Origin of the sequence: Sodalis sp. RH16, from assembly GCF_047324245.1 — a bacterium.
In the GTDB taxonomy this organism is placed as follows: domain Bacteria; phylum Pseudomonadota; class Gammaproteobacteria; order Enterobacterales; family Enterobacteriaceae; genus Acerihabitans; species Acerihabitans ligni.
In genome coordinates, this window is record NZ_CP178737.1 from 3,738,918 (window position 1) to 3,753,168 (window position 14,251).

Sequence of the window (14,251 nt, forward strand, 5' to 3'; positions counted from 1 at the left end):
TCTCTCGTTCAGGACAAAATGGACGACACCAGCAGTTGGGTATAAGGATGATGGGGATCGTCTAGCACCCGATCGGTCAGACCGCTTTCCACCACTTCCCCGTGCTTCATTACCAGCAGCCGGTGGGCCAATAAGCGCGCCACGCCGAGATCGTGGGTCACGATCACCGCCGCCAACTGCATCTCCACCACCAGGCCGCGCAGCAGATCCAGCAGCCTTGCCTGCACCGATACGTCAAGCCCGCCGGTGGGTTCGTCCATGAACACCAGCTTCGGGTGGGTCACCAGATTGCGGGCGATTTGCAGCCGCTGCTGCATTCCGCCGGAAAAGGTGGTGGGAACATCGTCCAGGCGCGCCAGGGGAATTTCCACGTCGGTGAGCCATTGTCCGGCCTGGCGGCGGATGTCGCCGTAATGACGCTCCCCCACCGCCATGAGCCGTTCGCCGATATTGCCGCCGGCGGATACCCGCGCCCGCAGCCCGTCGAGGGGATTTTGGTGCACCACGCCCCAGTCGGTACGCAGCAGGCGGCGGCGATCGCTCTCGGCCATCCGGTAAAGATCGTGCTCCTCGCCGGCGCCGGGGCGGTAGATAATCCGCCCTTCCTGGGGCGCCAGTCGGGCGGAAATGGCTTTCAGCAGGGTGGTTTTGCCGGAGCCGGATTCGCCGACGATGCCGAGCACTTCGCCGGGGTAAATCTCGAAGGAGACATTGCCGAAGCCCTTGCCGGGGGTATAAAAATAGGTCAGGTTTTCCACCGACAGCAGCGGCGTTGAAGAAAGGGTTGCAACATTCATCAGCGGGACGCCTCATGTGGGGGTTGGGATAACGCCAGTTGCTGCCGGCAATAGTCTGTATCCGAGCAAATGAACATCCGGTTGCCCAGGTCGTCCAGTACCACTTCGTCCAGGTAGCTGTGGCGGGAGCCGCAAATGGCGCAGGGCTCGTCCCACTGCTGGACGGTAAAGGGATGGTCGTCAAAATCCAGGCTTTCCACCTGGGTAAACGGCGGCAGGGCATAGATGCGTTTTTCCCGTCCGGCGCCGAACAGCTGCAGCGCCGGCATCATATGCATCTTCGGATTGTCGAATTTCGGGATCGGCGACGGGTCCATGACATAACGGCCGTTGACCTTTACCGGATAGGCGTAGGTAGTGGCGATGTGGCCGTAGCGGGCGATATCCTCGTACAGCTTCACCTGCATCACGCCATACTCTTCCAGGGCGTGCATTTTGCGGGTCTCGGTCTCCCTGGGCTCGATAAAACGCAGGGGCTCGGGATTGGGCACCTGGTAAACCAGGATTTGATCTTCCGCCAGCGGCGTTTCCGGGATGCGGTGGCGGGTCTGGATAATGGTGGCCTCCACGGTGCGTTCGGTGGTGGCCGCGCCGGCTACCCGCTGAAAGAAGCGACGGATGGAGACCGCGTTGGTGGTGTCGTCCGCCCCTTGGTCGATGACCTTAAGCACATCGGTCGTGCCGATGATGCTGGCGGTCACCTGGATACCGCCGGTGCCCCAGCCATAAGGCATCGGCATTTCGCGGCCGCCGAACGGCACCTGATAACCGGGGATCGCCACGCCCTTTAAAATAGCGCGGCGAATCATGCGTTTGGTCTGTTCATCCAGATAACCCGGATTGTAGCCGGTCAAAATATCACTCATGGTTTTCCCCTCCGGCGGCGTATTCCCGGCGCAGGCGTTTAAGCAGCTCCAGCTCCGCCTGAAAATCCACGTAATGGGGCAATTTCAGGTGGGAGACGAAACCCGATGCTTCGACATTGTCGGCATGGGCCAGTACAAACTCTTCATCCTGGGCCGGGCTGGCGACGGGTTCGTCGTAATCCCCGGCCTGCAGGGCGCGATCCACCAGCGCCATGGACATGGCCTTGCGTTCGGCGCGGCCGAACACCAGACCGTAGCCCCGGGTGAAGTGAGGCGGTTCATTGCCCGGGTCGACAAAACCGTTGACCATTTCGCATTCGGTCAGCAGGATTTCACCCACCTCAACGGCGAAACCCAGCTCTTCCGGCACCCATTGCACGCTGAGATAGCCGCAGCGGATCTCGCCGGCAAACGGATGGCTGCGGCCGTAACCGCGCTGGGACGAATAGCCCAGGGCCAACAGGAATCCCTCATCGCCGCGCACCAGCCGCTGCAGCCGCGCCGAACGGGAGCCGGGATACACCGGCGGATGGCGGGTGATGTCATCCGGTTCGCTGCCGTCGTCCTGCTCGGCCCGCGCCAGTCCTTCCCGGTTCAGCAAATCGAATACGTGGGCGCAGCTTTCCGGCAGCGGATCGTCCGCCTGGGGCGCCGTGGGCGCTTCCCCCTCCGCCAGCAGGGCAAAATCCAGCAGGCGGTGGGTATAATCATAGGTGGGGCCCAGTACCTGACCGCCGGGCAAATCTTTGTAAACCGCCGAGATCCGGCGCTCAAGGCGCATGGTTTCGGTGCACAGCGGTTCGCTGACCCCCAGGCGCGGCAGGGTGGTACGGTAGGCGCGCAGCAGAAAAATCGCCTCCACCAGATCGCCGCCGGCCTGCTTTATCGCCAGGGACGCCAACTGCCGGTCGTAAATGCCCCCTTCGGTCATGACCCGATCCACCGCCAGGCCCAGCTGTTGATCGATCTGTTCGCAATCGATGTCCGGCAAAGCGCTATCCCCGCGGCGCAGATGCTCCTGTAATTGATGGGCGGCATCAATGGCCTTCTCGCCCCCTTTCACTGCGACATACATCAGTACACCTCCACGTGGGTGGTTCGCGGGATTGCCAGCAACTGGTCGTCGCACAGCAGGATAAAATCAAGGCCCAAGGGAAAACGCCGGGACGGGGTCAATAAATAGTCCTTTACCGCCGCGGGCAGCGCCGGGGCGATATCGCGCCGTTCCTTGATACCCGGCCCCCTAAGGCGCAGCGGCGTTCCCTCATCCAGGGAGGCCACCTGCACCAGCACCGTGGCTCCCGACTCGGGCGAGGTTTCATCGCCACAGGGCAAGGCCAGCAAATCCGGCCCGGTAATCCGGTCATCGAACAGCGCAAAGCCGGTGCCCGTCAGCGCCTGCACCAGCGGAGCGCCGGTATGAAAACGCAGCGTGGCCTGCACGCTGTCGCTGCACAATGACGGCGTGATATATAAAGGCGTTTCACCGTCAGCCAGGGTCAGCAGCACGCCGGCGGCGGCGGGAACGACGGCGTCCCAGCGGGGACAATCGTCGAGGGTAATACGGTGGCCCGGTTCGCTCAGCGCTTTGAGCAGCAGCCTGAACGATCGCTGCGCCTGGAAAACGGGATGGGTAAAGCCGGCAAGAAGCGTCATTAGCTGTCCCCCCTTACCAGAGTAAAGAAATCCACCCGACTGGCGGCGACGGCGCGGGCGCGCAGCTGTTGCTGTTCCCGTCGCCGTGCGGCCAGCGGCTCGATCAGCTGTGACTGCAAACGCTCCCGATACTCTGTTTGCTGCATCAGGGCGTCAATCAGCGCGCACAGGTCGGCGTGGGCCTTGTCGCGTCCGGCGATATAGCCGTAGCCATAGGTACCGTTATCCAGCTGAACAACCGCCCGGGTGACGGTCATATCCCCCAGCACAAAGCGGCGGCCGGTGGCGCCCATACGGGCCTGTAGCTGGGTGAGCCCGATTTCCGGCGCCCGGACGGCGCGATAGGCGGGATGCAGATCCAGTCCCTGCCAATGGTCCCGCAGCAGGGCGGCGGGACTGGACGCCAAAACCGACATCCAGCGTTGCCTGGCCTCTAAGGTATGCATTCAGTGCTCCATGGTCAGTTCAATCATATCGGCGCGCGTCAGGGTGACGGAGTATTCCGCCACCTTGTCGCCGCCGGCGCAGGTGTTGAGGGTGCGAACGCACAACAACGGAGTTTGGTTGGCCGCTTCCAGCAACTGGCTCTCTTTGGCCTGTGCGCGGCGGGCGCTGATGCGCGTCTGGCGGCGCACCAATGGCTGGTGTAATTCCTGCCGGATAAAATCGTGCAGCGAACCGCTGCGAAACCGTTGCAGCGCCGGCCACCAGAGCAGATCCGGCAGATAGTGATCGATGACGCTTAGCGGCACGTTATTCACCCTGCGCAGGGTGCGCAGGTGTATAACGTTTTGCCCCTCTTCGCAGCTCAGCGCGGCGGCGATGGAACCGCTGGCGGGACGCAGCACCGCCAGCAGCAGTTCGCTGGTGGGGTGGCTGCCTTGATCCAGCAGGTTCTGGCTGAAGTGGGCGCGGGCATGCAGGGGATAATCATAAGGCCGCATCAGCACCAGGGTGCCGATGCCCTGCCGGCGCTGCAGCCAGCCTCGATCCACCAACTGATCCACCGCCCGGCGCAGGGTATGGCGATTGACCTCATACCGTTGCGCCAACTGCTGCTCGGACGGCAGATAGTCGCCGCAGCGGTAATGGGAACGCAACTCCTGCTCAAGCAGCGCGGCGATTTGCTCGTAGCGGGTAGGATAACTGGTCGGATGTCTAGACAAGTGCAGCATAATTAAAATCTCCGCTGACCGGATCATTCAGGTTTATTAAAAGAGGCAAGCCAGATGTTCTCGGGTTCAATGCCGACATAATGCACACCTTGCCGTGGAATGGGATTTATCATGCAGACGCTAAATGACAGCCGGGTTAATGGAATATGACGGAATCATGAACTCTTTAAGCGGGCGAATTTATTTTCTGGTAAGAGTATTAAAGATAAAAGAAAATTCGGAGAAACAATCAAAGTCTCTCGGGTTTTATTAATGATTAATTGCGTTTGAATGATGTCTCATCGGGGTCTAGGGAAGGGGGGGTATTAGCAGGCAAGAATAAAAGACTTTCCTGTTGCATACTTACCGTGATATTTGTTAAATTTTCATCCCGGAAAAACGTAAATTAATACAATAATTTTTTTATCGCCGGCTGGATCAAGTCATTATTATGTCACCGGCAGGTCATCTTATCATCATTAAGTTGTCATAATTTAATCCGTTAATACCAACCATATCGCTGACCTCCGGAGAAATAATATGGCCCAGCCACTCCTCAAGCTTGCGCAGACACCCATTCCCGGCCAACAGCCGACGCGGCAACAGCAAGTACTGGCGGTAAAAGGATTATATAAACATTACAAATCCCAGCAGCCGGTCCTGTCTGATATCAATTTCAATCTCTATGCCGGTGAATTTGTGGCGGTTATCGGCCGATCCGGCGCCGGCAAATCGACGCTGTTGCATGTATTGAACGGCACTATCCCTTCTTCCAGCGGTGAATTGCTGCATTATCGCCAGGAGGGGGATATTCTGGATATCGCACGCCTGACTCCACGGCAAATGCGGCGCTGGCGGGCGCAATGCGGTATGATTTTCCAAGACTTTTGCCTGGTTCCGCGTCTCGATGTTTTAACGAATGTATTATTGGGACGCCTGAGCCACACGTCGACGTTCAAATCCTTTTTCAAGATTTTCACCGACAGCGATCGCGCCAGGGCCATTGAATTACTGCAGTGGCTAAATATTTTACCCCATGCCTTGCAGCGGGCGGAAAATCTTTCCGGCGGACAGATGCAGCGGGTAGCCATTTGCCGGGTGTTAATGCAAAACCCGAAAATTCTGCTGGCGGATGAACCGGTAGCTTCCCTCGATCCGAAAAATACCCGTCGGATTATGGACGCCCTGCAAAGCGTTGCCGAAAGAAATATTGCAGTCGTGGTGAATTTGCATTCCGTGGAATTGGTAAAAGAGTATTGCAGCCGGGTTATCGGCATCGCCCAGGGACAGATTATTTTCGATAATCATCCCTCATTATTAACTGACGGAATATTGCATCGTTTATATGGCGACGAAAAAGAACAGTTACATTGATGGATTTTAAAATACAATCATGGCGTTGGAAGAATGCATTTCGGGTGGTAATCAGGGTTAATTTATTGTATCAGCGAACTATTCTCTCTCTTTAAACATAAAGGCTATTTAATGAAAAAAATATCTTCTCTGGCTGCCCTTGTGGTCGGCTCCACCATCATGTTCAACGTGGCGGCGGCCGATGCGCCGAAAGAGCTTAACCTGGGCATTTTAGGCGGGCAAAACGCCACACAGCAAATTGGCGATAACCTCTGCGTAAAAGAATTTTTTGATAAAAAATTACACGTCGATACCAAATTGCGTAATTCTTCCGACTATGCCGGCGTAATCCAGGGTTTATTGGGAGACAAAGTCGATATGGTATTGAGTATGTCCCCGTCGTCCTATGCGTCGGTTTATCTAAATAAACCTGATGCCGTCGACCTGGTGGGGATAGTGGTGGATGATACCGACCAATCCCGCGGCTATTATTCCGTGGTGGTCGTGAAAGCCGACAGTCCCTATAAAAAACTGGATGACCTGAAAGGCAAATCCTTCGGTTTCGCCGACACGGATTCCACCTCGGGCTACCTGATCCCGGATTTCGTGTTCAAGAAACAGTTCGGTGGCAATACGGATAATAAATATAACAATACCTTCTCCAGCGTGACCTTTTCCGGCGGCCATGAACAGGATATTCTCGGCGTGCTGAACGGCCAGTTCGAAGGGGCCGTGACCTGGACTTCCATGACCGGGGATTATAATAAAGGCTATAACACCGGCGCTTTCGGCCGTTTGATCAGAATGGACCATCCGGATTTGATGAAACAGATTCGCATTATCTGGCAATCGCCGATGATCCCCAACGGTCCGATCCTGGTGCGTCATTCTTTACCGGCGGATTTCAAAGCCAAGGTGGTTGACACCATCAAACAGCTGGACAAAGAAGATCACGCCTGTTTCGTCAAGGCCGTGGGCGGTACTCAGCATATCGAGCCCACCTCTATCGCCGAATTCCAGAACATTATCGACCTGAAAAAAGCGCTGACGCAGAATCGCTAATCCATGTTCGGGTCCGGCTCTTTGTCAACAGCCCAGCCGGTCCCTTTGTCTGGGACCGGCATTTTACCGGTGACGCATATTGAATACCGATTTCAACCACTATTACCATCAGGTGCGGCGCAAGCAAAAACGCGACACCCTGCTATGGTCATTGACCCTGGTGGCGCTGTATCTGGCCGCCGGCAACATCGCCGAATTCAATTTGCATACGGTATGGACCGCCATGCCGCACTTTTTCGATTATCTGGTACAGACCGTACCGATACTGCACTGGCAACAGCTGTTCGGCAATGTGCATACCGCCGGCTCGCTGGCGTATTGGGGCTATCGGCTGCCCATCCAGCTGCCCTTGATCTGGGACACGCTGCATATGGCGCTGGCCTCCACCATTTTATCCGTGCTGGCGGCCACCGTGCTGGCGTTTCTGGCGGCGAATAATACCCGAAGCCCGTTTTATCTGCGCTGGTCCATACGTACGCTGGTGGCGTTCCTGCGCACCATGCCCGAACTGGCCTGGGCGGTAATGTTTGTCATGGCGTTCGGTATCGGCACGTTCCCCGGCTTTCTCACGCTGGCGCTGCATACCGTCGGCAGCTTGACCAAGCTGTTTTACGAAGCGGTGGAAACCGCTTCGGATAAACCTGTTCGCGGCCTGGCCGCCTGCGGCGCCGGGCGGATATCCTGCATGCGTTTCGGGCTTTGGCCGCAGGTGAAACCGGTCTTTTTATCCTATAGCTTTATGCGGCTAGAAGTGAATTTCCGGCTGTCCACCATCCTGGGACTGGTGGGCGCGGGTGGCATCGGCCAGGAACTGATGATTAATATCAAGCTCGATCATTATGATCAGGTCAGTATGACTCTGCTGTTGATTGTGCTGGTGGTTTCGGCGCTGGATTACCTTTCCGGCAAATTGCGCAAATGGGTCGTCGAGGGGAACAACTGATGTTTACCGATACGCTGTCGCTGCAGGCGATACGGGAAATCAAGCAGCAAAACCGGCACATTTTCGCCCGGCAAAAAAAGGACGTGCTCAAGCTGGCTTTGGTCGGCGCGGCGATAATTATTTATTACGTCTTTTTCTTTTATCAGTACGGCATCCCTTGGCCGCGCCTGATGAACGGCTGCCAGCAGATTGGCCACTATTTTTTACGCATGTTTGTCTGGCACGATTTCGCCCAATGGCCGTTCGGCTACTATCTGCAGCAGATTTTCATTACCCTGGCCATTGTCTGGGTGGGCACACTGACCGCGACCGTTGTCGGCCTGGCGATATCGTTCCTGGCGGCGCGCAATGTCATGGTGTCGCCGCCGCTGCGGCTGGTGGCCATCGTGGTACGGCGTCTGCTGGATATTTTTCGCGGGGTGGATATGGCCATCTGGGGCATGGTATTTGTGCGCGCGCTGGGGATGGGGCCGCTGGCCGGCGTACTGGCGATATTTATGCAAGACGTCGGGCTGCTGGGCAAACTGTTTGCCGAAGGCCACGAAGCGGTGGATAAGTCTCCCGGCCGCGGGTTGACCGCTTTGGGGGCCAATAGTCTGCAAAAACACCGTTATGGCATCTTCACCCAGTCATTTCCGGTTTTTCTGGCGCTGAGCCTGTATCAGATTGAATCCAACACCCGCTCCGCGGCGGTGCTGGGATTTGTCGGCGCGGGCGGGGTCGGCCTGGTATATGCGGAAAATATGCGGTTGTGGAATTGGGACGTAGTGATGTTTATCACCCTGATCCTGGTGGCGATTGTCATGGTCATGGATAAAATTTCGGCCATTCTGCGCAAAAAGTACATCGCCGGGGAAGATATTCCGCTGTTCGGTCAACACTCCCAGACCGGCACCTCCCAGACCGGCACTCCACGCAAATAAAACCTTTAATCAACACCACGATGTTTGCCTTGGCGACCACTTGAGATATAAGCCATTCCCCTGGCGCCCCAGGCCGGCCCGAAACGGATTCGGCCATGGTTAAAACCATGGCCGATGGGGATGAAAAGGGTGGCGGCGTCTTAACGCATTGCCAGATAGGCGTTGTTCACTTTCCAGAGATAGCGTGTCGCCTGGGGCGCCGGATGCCGCGTCTGCACATGACGGTAGAATTGATCAGGCGTCATGTCGTTGATCATGGCGATGGCCCGCCCGCGATCGCTGGAGAAGGAACGCAGCAAAGCCCCTGCGCCGTTGACATAAGCCACTGTCAGGGCGTAGCGCAGCGTCTGCGGGTTGGATATGCCGGAGAGCTGTCGCTGCAATATGCCAAGGTAAGCGGTGCCCAAATCGATATTAATCGCCGGATCTTTTAATTCATACGCGCTGGGCTGGCCGTAGCGGCCCTTGAACCGGTAGGCATCTCGCCCGGCGGTTTCCGCTTTAAGCTGCATCAGGCCTATGGCGTTGGACCGGCTGACGGCGGAAGGGTTAAAACCGGATTCAACCTGGATAATGGCTTTCACCAGGTTTTCATCCACGCCATAAACGCTGGCGGAATCATGAATATAGTCGCCATAGGTGCCGCTTTTGGGCGCCGGAGCGGGCAGCATTGTCATCGGTGTGCTGGTCACCAGGCTTATCGTCCGCGGGGGGGGTTGCTTGGCACAACCCGCTAATATGAGCGCGGCCATAAGAAGTATGATTTTCGGCTTCACTGAGGTCTCTCGCGACGGGAACGTTCGCCAGCATATACAAGATTTCAAGTCAGCAGAATAAATTTATTGATTTCTAGGATTAATCCTCAAAAAAATCAGAGCGCTGTCACAGTTTATTTCTTCACCATTTCCTAACGTCGGCTACCGGCTATTTCATTGGCCTGGGCGTCAGGGCAGCACAATCAGGTCATATGCCGGTAGATAAAATGGGCTGTTATGTTATACTATATCGCCTTAATTTAGGCCGGGCATTAACGCTTTGAGCCGCTTGCTGCCGTTTCCCCACGGGCAATTGGCACGTCGCTACCGGAGTTTTCAAACGCTGTTGGGAGGGAACAATGACCGATTCAATCCAGATACCTGAAATAGACGAACAGACACTCTTGTCCATGGATGAACGGGAATATATGAACGCAGCCCAGCTCGATTTTTTCAAACGGCGGCTGGCAACTGAACGGCGCGGGCTGTTGGATCATATCGATGGGCTGAAGACGGAAATCAAAAAGAGTAACGACGCCAGCGGCGATGAGGCGGACAAGGCCATGCGCGAAGAGGAGTTACGCTTTCTCTTCCGGCAAATCGACCGGGAAAGCCGTTTACTGCCTAAATATGATGCCGCCCTGCGCCGTATTGAAAACGGCACCTACGGCTATTGCATCGAAACGGACGAACCCATAGGGCTGCCTCGGCTGCTGCTGCGCCCCATCGCGGAAAGAAGCATTGATGCCAAGGTCACGCAGGAAATGCGTGAACCCTTGTACCGTCGGGCGGACTAACGTTGGCCGGGATGTGGCCTTGCGCAGCTTGCATCCCGGTTTGCCGGCCTTAGGCAATATGCGACAGCCAGTTCTTGATATGAATGGCATCGGTGTAGTGGGTATAGGAGCCGGTCCCCCCCATGATGACGATCAGGTAGGTATGCCGGCCGCTGGTGGTCCGGATCAGCAGGCAGTGGCCGGCCTCATCGGTAAAACCGGTTTTCTGCAGTTCGATATGCCATGAGGGATTGTTGATTAACCCATTGGAATTGCGGTAAACCAGAGGCCTGTCCCCCGGATAGACGGTATAGGTCTTGTCCACGGAAAATTGCCTGATAAGCGGAAACCGGTAGGCGTAGTTAAACATCCGCGACAGGTCAAAGGCGCTGGCGGTATTGCGGGGCGTCAGGCCAGTGGGATCGTTGAAATGCGTTTGTCGCATGCCCAACTGCCTGGCTTTTTGGTTCATGTGTTTGACAAACGCGGCGCGGCCGCCGGGATAGGCCCGGCTCAGCGCGGACGCCGCCCGGTTTTCCGATGACATCAGGGCGATATGCAGCATATCCCGCCGCGTCAGCACCGAACCGATGGTGAGTCTGGAATGGGTCCTTTTCAGCACATCGCGATCGTCCGGCCTGACCTCTATTTTTTGTTCGAGCTTCGGCTTGCTTTCCATTACCACGACAGCGGTCATCAGCTTGCTCAGCGAGGCGATGGGATAAGCCTGGCGAGCGTTTTTTTCAAAGAGTATCTTGCCGGTATTCTGATCAATGACCAAAGCGGAACGGGATTGCACCGATGGTCGGCTTATCATTTGGGCCTGGGACAGAGAACTTATCACGAAACCCAACAACAACAGGGACAGCCGGATATATCCCCGATAAACTGAGTTGATCCTTAACATCGTAATTCTTAACCTGACTTTGTAGAGAGGAATGTCGTATCTAACGCGTTGGATAAACAACGTAATAGACATCTGCTGGCCGTCGCGGAGTCCGGCGGAATGCAAGGGTACAGATCCCGCAGTCACTTGTATAGTAACGTTATAACATACAAAACAATTTAATATGTAACGTAGTATTAGCAATCGTTTATTCGCCGTTTAATCCCGGCGTCCCCCTGCCGCCTTATTATTCTAGCGGCGGGGCGCATTCCCCGCCACAGTTGGTAGCGGAGCAGCGCGCTACCGCAAAAAAGCGCGATCGGCCGATGTGTCTTGGCAAAGAACCCTTTGAGTGTTATGTTATACTGTATCAATAATAATTCGGCTTATTTATGAATCCCATTACTTTTCTTTTACGCCGCCAGGCAAGCCTCAACCTGCTTACCGCTTCCGGCATAACGCGCATGCTGGCCGCCTGTGCGGTGCTGGCCGTTCTGTGGGCCGTCATTTATTGGGCGTCGTTACTGCCATGATTACGCTGAATAATCTCGTTCTGGGCTATCAAGGACAGCGTATCAGCCGTCCTCTTAACGGCACCTTTGAAACCGGCAGTTTGACCGCTATCATCGGCGCCAACGGCACCGGTAAATCCACGCTGCTTAAAACGCTTGCCGGCCTGTTGCCGCCGGTGGCGGGCAATCTGGCCTTCGCTGCCGCGCGGCCGCCGCGCATCGCCTATTTGCCGCAGCAGTCGGAACTGGATCGACAGTTTCCGGTCAATGTTTTTGACGTGGTGTCCATGGGGTGCTGGCCGGCTACCGGATTGCTACGCCGCATCGGCGGGACGGACAAGGCCCTTATTCATCATGCGCTGCAGCGGGTGGGGCTGGAGGACATGCCTACCCGTCCCATAGATGCGCTCTCGGGCGGACAGTTCCAGCGCATGCTGTTTGCCCGCCTGCTGGTGCAGCAGGCGCCGCTGGTGCTGTTGGATGAGCCATTCACCGGCATAGACCGGCAGACCTGTGATCTCCTGCTGGAGGTTATCGGTCAGCTCCACCGGGCGGGGCAAACCATTATTGTGGTGCTGCACGATCACGGCCAAGTGGCCCGTCATTTTCCGCAAACATTGCTGTTAACCCCCGAACAAAACCGGTGGGGACCTTCCGCCGACATCCTGTCCCATCGGACACCGCAATCGGAATCCTGTTTTTGCTTTCAATCCTTTGATCGGGTCGGTTGATAATGCTGCATTTTTTTATTGATCCGTTTAACGCCTACGGGTTTATGCGCCGGGCGCTGGCGGCCTGTTTCGCCTTATCGTTAAGCACCGCCCCTCTGGGCGTGTTTTTACTGCTGCGGCGCATGAGCCTGGTGGGGGACGCCCTATCCCACGCCATTCTCCCCGGCGTGGCCATCGGCTACCTCATCTCAGGCATGTCGCTGATGGCCATGGGCATCGGCGGTTTCGCCGCCGGATTGCTGGTGGCCTTGCTCTCCGGCTGGGTAAGTTCAATGACCCAATTAAAAGAGGATGCCACCTTTGCCGGCTTTTACCTCGGGTCACTGGCATTGGGCGTCACCCTGGTATCGCTTCGCGGTTCCAGCGTCGATCTGCTGCATCTGCTGTTCGGATCGATCCTGGCCGTGGATATCAATGCCATCAAATTTGTCGGGCTGATTGCCGGTTTTACTTTCCTGTGCCTGGCGCTGCTGTATCGCGCGTTGGTAATTGAAGCCTTTGACGTGGCTTTTCTGCGGGTGAACCGCCAGGGCTATCCCCGCGTGATTCACGGCATATTCCTGGCGCTGGTGGTGTTGAACCTGGTGGCCGGATTCCAGATCCTCGGCACCCTGATGTCCGTAGGCCTGATGATGCTGCCCGCCGTGGCCGCCCGCTGCTGGTCAGGACATTTGCCGGTGATTCTGCTGATTGCCGCGGCCATCGGATTGCTGAGCTCCTGGGTGGGGTTGATGTGGTCGTTTTACGCCTCGCTGCCGGCCGGGCCGGCCATTGTCCTGTCCGCCAGCGTGATTTTTTTTCTATCGGTGTTATTGGGCCCGCGCGGCGGCTGTGCGCTGATGCTGCGGCGGCGAAGAGTACTTATCAATGAGGAAAAAGAATGAAACGTTTACCGGTATCCCTGGCAGTGGTGATGATAATGGCAAGCCCTGCGGCGCTGGCCAAAACCGTGGATACGGTGGCCAGCTTCTCCGTGTTGGCTGATATCGTGAAGGAAGTTGGGGGCGATCATGTGAAAGTGACCAGTCTGGTGGGGCCGGATGGAGATCCTCATAGCTTCGAGCCGTCGCCAAAGGACAGCCAGGCGTTGAGCCGGGCCGACGTGGTGTTTGTCAGCGGCCTGGGTTTGGAAGGATGGATGGGGCGCCTGGTGACGGCCTCCGGTTATAAAGGCACCATTATCACGGCCTCTGACGGCGGGACTACGCGCCATATGGATGAGGACGGTAAAACCATAACCGACCCCCACGCCTGGAACAGCGCCAAAAACGGTGCTATCTATGCGAGAAACGTAATGAATGCGCTGATTGCGGCCGATCCGGAAGATGCGGACTATTTCCGCCGACAGGGGGGCGCCTATATCCAGCAATTGGAAAAGCTCGACAGCTGGGCCAAGGCGGAATTTGCAGCTATTCCGCAGTCCAGGCGCAAAGTGATCACCAGTCATGACGCCTTCGGCTATTTTGGCGCTGAATATGGCGTTTCATTTTTGGCGCCGGTGGGTTTTTCCACCGAATCGGAAGCCAGCGCCAGCGATGTGGCCGGATTGATTAATCAAATCAAACAGCAGCATATTAAAACGTATTTTTTTGAAAATCAGACCGACCCGCGCCTGGTGAAACAAATTGCCTCCGCCAGCGGTGCGAAACCGGGTGGTGAGTTATATCCCGAAGCGTTATCTAAAGCGGACGGCCCCGCCGCCACTTATATCGCGGCATTTAAACATAATGTAGAGGCCATCGCCGACAGCATGAAATAAAATATCACGCCTACTCTTTGGCGGATTGATATAAATTCATGACCCTGTACGCCCAAGCGGAATAATAAATACGGAACA

17 protein-coding genes are annotated in these 14,251 nt (G+C 56.3%); 9 read left to right on the forward strand and 8 right to left on the reverse strand.

Annotated elements, in window-relative coordinates; genetic code table 11:
* Positions 1–8: 8 nt before the first annotated feature.
* From phnK to phnF, 6 genes are read right to left on the reverse strand one after another with little or no spacing between them, the layout of a single operon-like run.
* Entirely contained in the window at positions 9–797 is a 789-nt protein-coding gene (gene phnK, locus ACL2XJ_RS17240) for a phosphonate C-P lyase system protein PhnK (protein WP_132922395.1), read from the reverse strand.
* Positions 797–1,663, reverse strand: a complete 867-nt coding sequence (locus ACL2XJ_RS17245) for an alpha-D-ribose 1-methylphosphonate 5-phosphate C-P-lyase PhnJ (protein ID WP_132922394.1) — start codon at positions 1,661–1,663, stop codon at positions 797–799. The genes phnK and ACL2XJ_RS17245 overlap by 1 nt, the downstream gene beginning before the upstream one ends.
* Positions 1,656–2,738 (reverse strand): carbon-phosphorus lyase complex subunit PhnI, encoded by a 1,083-nt coding sequence (locus ACL2XJ_RS17250; RefSeq protein ID WP_413723900.1) that lies wholly within the window; start codon positions 2,736–2,738, stop codon positions 1,656–1,658. Before ACL2XJ_RS17250 ends, ACL2XJ_RS17245 begins: the two co-directional genes overlap by 8 nt.
* Entirely contained in the window at positions 2,738–3,319 is a 582-nt protein-coding gene (gene phnH, locus ACL2XJ_RS17255) for a phosphonate C-P lyase system protein PhnH (protein ID WP_413723901.1), read from the reverse strand. The genes ACL2XJ_RS17250 and phnH overlap by 1 nt, the downstream gene beginning before the upstream one ends.
* Positions 3,319–3,765 (reverse strand): phosphonate C-P lyase system protein PhnG, encoded by a 447-nt coding sequence (phnG, locus tag ACL2XJ_RS17260; RefSeq protein ID WP_413723902.1) that lies wholly within the window; start codon positions 3,763–3,765, stop codon positions 3,319–3,321. The genes phnH and phnG overlap by 1 nt, the downstream gene beginning before the upstream one ends.
* Positions 3,766–4,494, reverse strand: a complete 729-nt coding sequence (gene phnF, locus ACL2XJ_RS17265) for a phosphonate metabolism transcriptional regulator PhnF (protein ID WP_203522067.1) — start codon at positions 4,492–4,494, stop codon at positions 3,766–3,768.
* A 519-nt stretch (positions 4,495–5,013) separates the two neighbouring features.
* Between phnF and phnC the strand changes: the two genes are divergently transcribed.
* The 4 genes from phnC (at position 5,014) to phnE (ACL2XJ_RS17285) (ending at position 8,754) form a co-directional block, all read left to right on the forward strand.
* A complete protein-coding gene (phnC, locus tag ACL2XJ_RS17270) occupies positions 5,014–5,847 on the forward strand; it encodes a phosphonate ABC transporter ATP-binding protein (protein WP_132922390.1) in 834 nt (277 codons plus the stop codon).
* Between the two features lie 111 nt (positions 5,848–5,958).
* Entirely contained in the window at positions 5,959–6,888 is a 930-nt protein-coding gene (phnD, locus tag ACL2XJ_RS17275; protein ID WP_413723903.1) for a phosphonate ABC transporter substrate-binding protein, read from the forward strand.
* A gap of 79 nt (positions 6,889–6,967) precedes the next feature.
* Positions 6,968–7,831, forward strand: coding sequence for a phosphonate ABC transporter, permease protein PhnE (gene phnE, locus ACL2XJ_RS17280; RefSeq protein ID WP_132922388.1), 864 nt, complete (start codon positions 6,968–6,970; stop codon positions 7,829–7,831).
* The gene (phnE, locus tag ACL2XJ_RS17285) at positions 7,831–8,754 is read left to right on the forward strand and encodes a phosphonate ABC transporter, permease protein PhnE (protein WP_413723904.1); all 924 of its coding nucleotides are present in this window, start codon (positions 7,831–7,833) and stop codon (positions 8,752–8,754) included. Before phnE (ACL2XJ_RS17280) ends, phnE (ACL2XJ_RS17285) begins: the two co-directional genes overlap by 1 nt.
* A 140-nt stretch (positions 8,755–8,894) precedes the next feature.
* On the opposite strand, the gene ACL2XJ_RS17290 is transcribed toward phnE (ACL2XJ_RS17285), so the two are convergent.
* Positions 8,895–9,530: a transglycosylase SLT domain-containing protein gene (locus ACL2XJ_RS17290; RefSeq protein WP_132922386.1), complete on the reverse strand. Its 636-nt coding sequence runs from the start codon at positions 9,528–9,530 to the stop codon at positions 8,895–8,897.
* A 338-nt stretch (positions 9,531–9,868) separates the two neighbouring features.
* Here ACL2XJ_RS17290 and dksA point away from each other — a divergent pair, with 338 nt between their 5' ends.
* Complete coding sequence (gene dksA, locus ACL2XJ_RS17295; RefSeq protein WP_132922385.1) at positions 9,869–10,306, forward strand: RNA polymerase-binding protein DksA; 438 nt, start codon at positions 9,869–9,871, stop codon at positions 10,304–10,306.
* 49 nt (positions 10,307–10,355) lie between these two features.
* Here the strand turns inward: dksA and ACL2XJ_RS17300 are convergent, their stop codons facing one another.
* Positions 10,356–11,192 (reverse strand): serine hydrolase, encoded by an 837-nt coding sequence (locus ACL2XJ_RS17300; RefSeq protein ID WP_413723905.1) that lies wholly within the window; start codon positions 11,190–11,192, stop codon positions 10,356–10,358.
* Between the two features lie 371 nt (positions 11,193–11,563).
* On the opposite strand from ACL2XJ_RS17300, the gene ACL2XJ_RS17305 reads away from it, so the two are divergent.
* From ACL2XJ_RS17305 to ACL2XJ_RS17320, 4 genes are read left to right on the forward strand one after another with little or no spacing between them, the layout of a single operon-like run.
* Positions 11,564–11,704, forward strand: a complete 141-nt coding sequence (locus ACL2XJ_RS17305; protein WP_413723906.1) for a hypothetical protein — start codon at positions 11,564–11,566, stop codon at positions 11,702–11,704.
* The gene (locus ACL2XJ_RS17310; RefSeq protein ID WP_207917823.1) at positions 11,701–12,414 is read left to right on the forward strand and encodes a metal ABC transporter ATP-binding protein; all 714 of its coding nucleotides are present in this window, start codon (positions 11,701–11,703) and stop codon (positions 12,412–12,414) included. The genes ACL2XJ_RS17305 and ACL2XJ_RS17310 overlap by 4 nt, the downstream gene beginning before the upstream one ends.
* Positions 12,411–13,298, forward strand: a complete 888-nt coding sequence (locus ACL2XJ_RS17315) for a metal ABC transporter permease (protein ID WP_132922383.1) — start codon at positions 12,411–12,413, stop codon at positions 13,296–13,298. Before ACL2XJ_RS17310 ends, ACL2XJ_RS17315 begins: the two co-directional genes overlap by 4 nt.
* The gene (locus tag ACL2XJ_RS17320; protein ID WP_413723907.1) at positions 13,295–14,173 is read left to right on the forward strand and encodes a metal ABC transporter substrate-binding protein; all 879 of its coding nucleotides are present in this window, start codon (positions 13,295–13,297) and stop codon (positions 14,171–14,173) included. Before ACL2XJ_RS17315 ends, ACL2XJ_RS17320 begins: the two co-directional genes overlap by 4 nt.
* Positions 14,174–14,251 lie beyond the last annotated feature (78 nt).

Bases quoted from the DNA above. Each gene is read 5' to 3' on its own strand.
- ACL2XJ_RS17320 (WP_413723907.1), top strand. From the start codon at position 13,295: ATGAAACGTTTACCGGTATCCCTGGCAGTGGTGATGATAATGGCAAGC.
- ACL2XJ_RS17305 (WP_413723906.1), top strand. From the start codon at position 11,564: ATGAATCCCATTACTTTTCTTTTACGCCGCCAGGCAAGCCTCAACCTG.
- ACL2XJ_RS17250 (WP_413723900.1), bottom strand. From the start codon at position 2,738: ATGTATGTCGCAGTGAAAGGGGGCGAGAAGGCCATTGATGCCGCCCAT.
- phnH (WP_413723901.1), bottom strand. From the start codon at position 3,319: ATGACGCTTCTTGCCGGCTTTACCCATCCCGTTTTCCAGGCGCAGCGA.
- ACL2XJ_RS17310 (WP_207917823.1), top strand. From the start codon at position 11,701: ATGATTACGCTGAATAATCTCGTTCTGGGCTATCAAGGACAGCGTATC.
- ACL2XJ_RS17245 (WP_132922394.1), bottom strand. From the start codon at position 1,663: ATGAGTGATATTTTGACCGGCTACAATCCGGGTTATCTGGATGAACAG.
- phnC (WP_132922390.1), top strand. From the start codon at position 5,014: ATGGCCCAGCCACTCCTCAAGCTTGCGCAGACACCCATTCCCGGCCAA.
- ACL2XJ_RS17300 (WP_413723905.1), bottom strand. From the start codon at position 11,192: ATGTTAAGGATCAACTCAGTTTATCGGGGATATATCCGGCTGTCCCTG.
- phnE (WP_413723904.1), top strand. From the start codon at position 7,831: ATGTTTACCGATACGCTGTCGCTGCAGGCGATACGGGAAATCAAGCAG.
- phnD (WP_413723903.1), top strand. From the start codon at position 5,959: ATGAAAAAAATATCTTCTCTGGCTGCCCTTGTGGTCGGCTCCACCATC.
- phnG (WP_413723902.1), bottom strand. From the start codon at position 3,765: ATGCATACCTTAGAGGCCAGGCAACGCTGGATGTCGGTTTTGGCGTCC.
- phnK (WP_132922395.1), bottom strand. From the start codon at position 797: ATGAATGTTGCAACCCTTTCTTCAACGCCGCTGCTGTCGGTGGAAAAC.
- phnF (WP_203522067.1), bottom strand. From the start codon at position 4,494: ATGCTGCACTTGTCTAGACATCCGACCAGTTATCCTACCCGCTACGAG.
- dksA (WP_132922385.1), top strand. From the start codon at position 9,869: ATGACCGATTCAATCCAGATACCTGAAATAGACGAACAGACACTCTTG.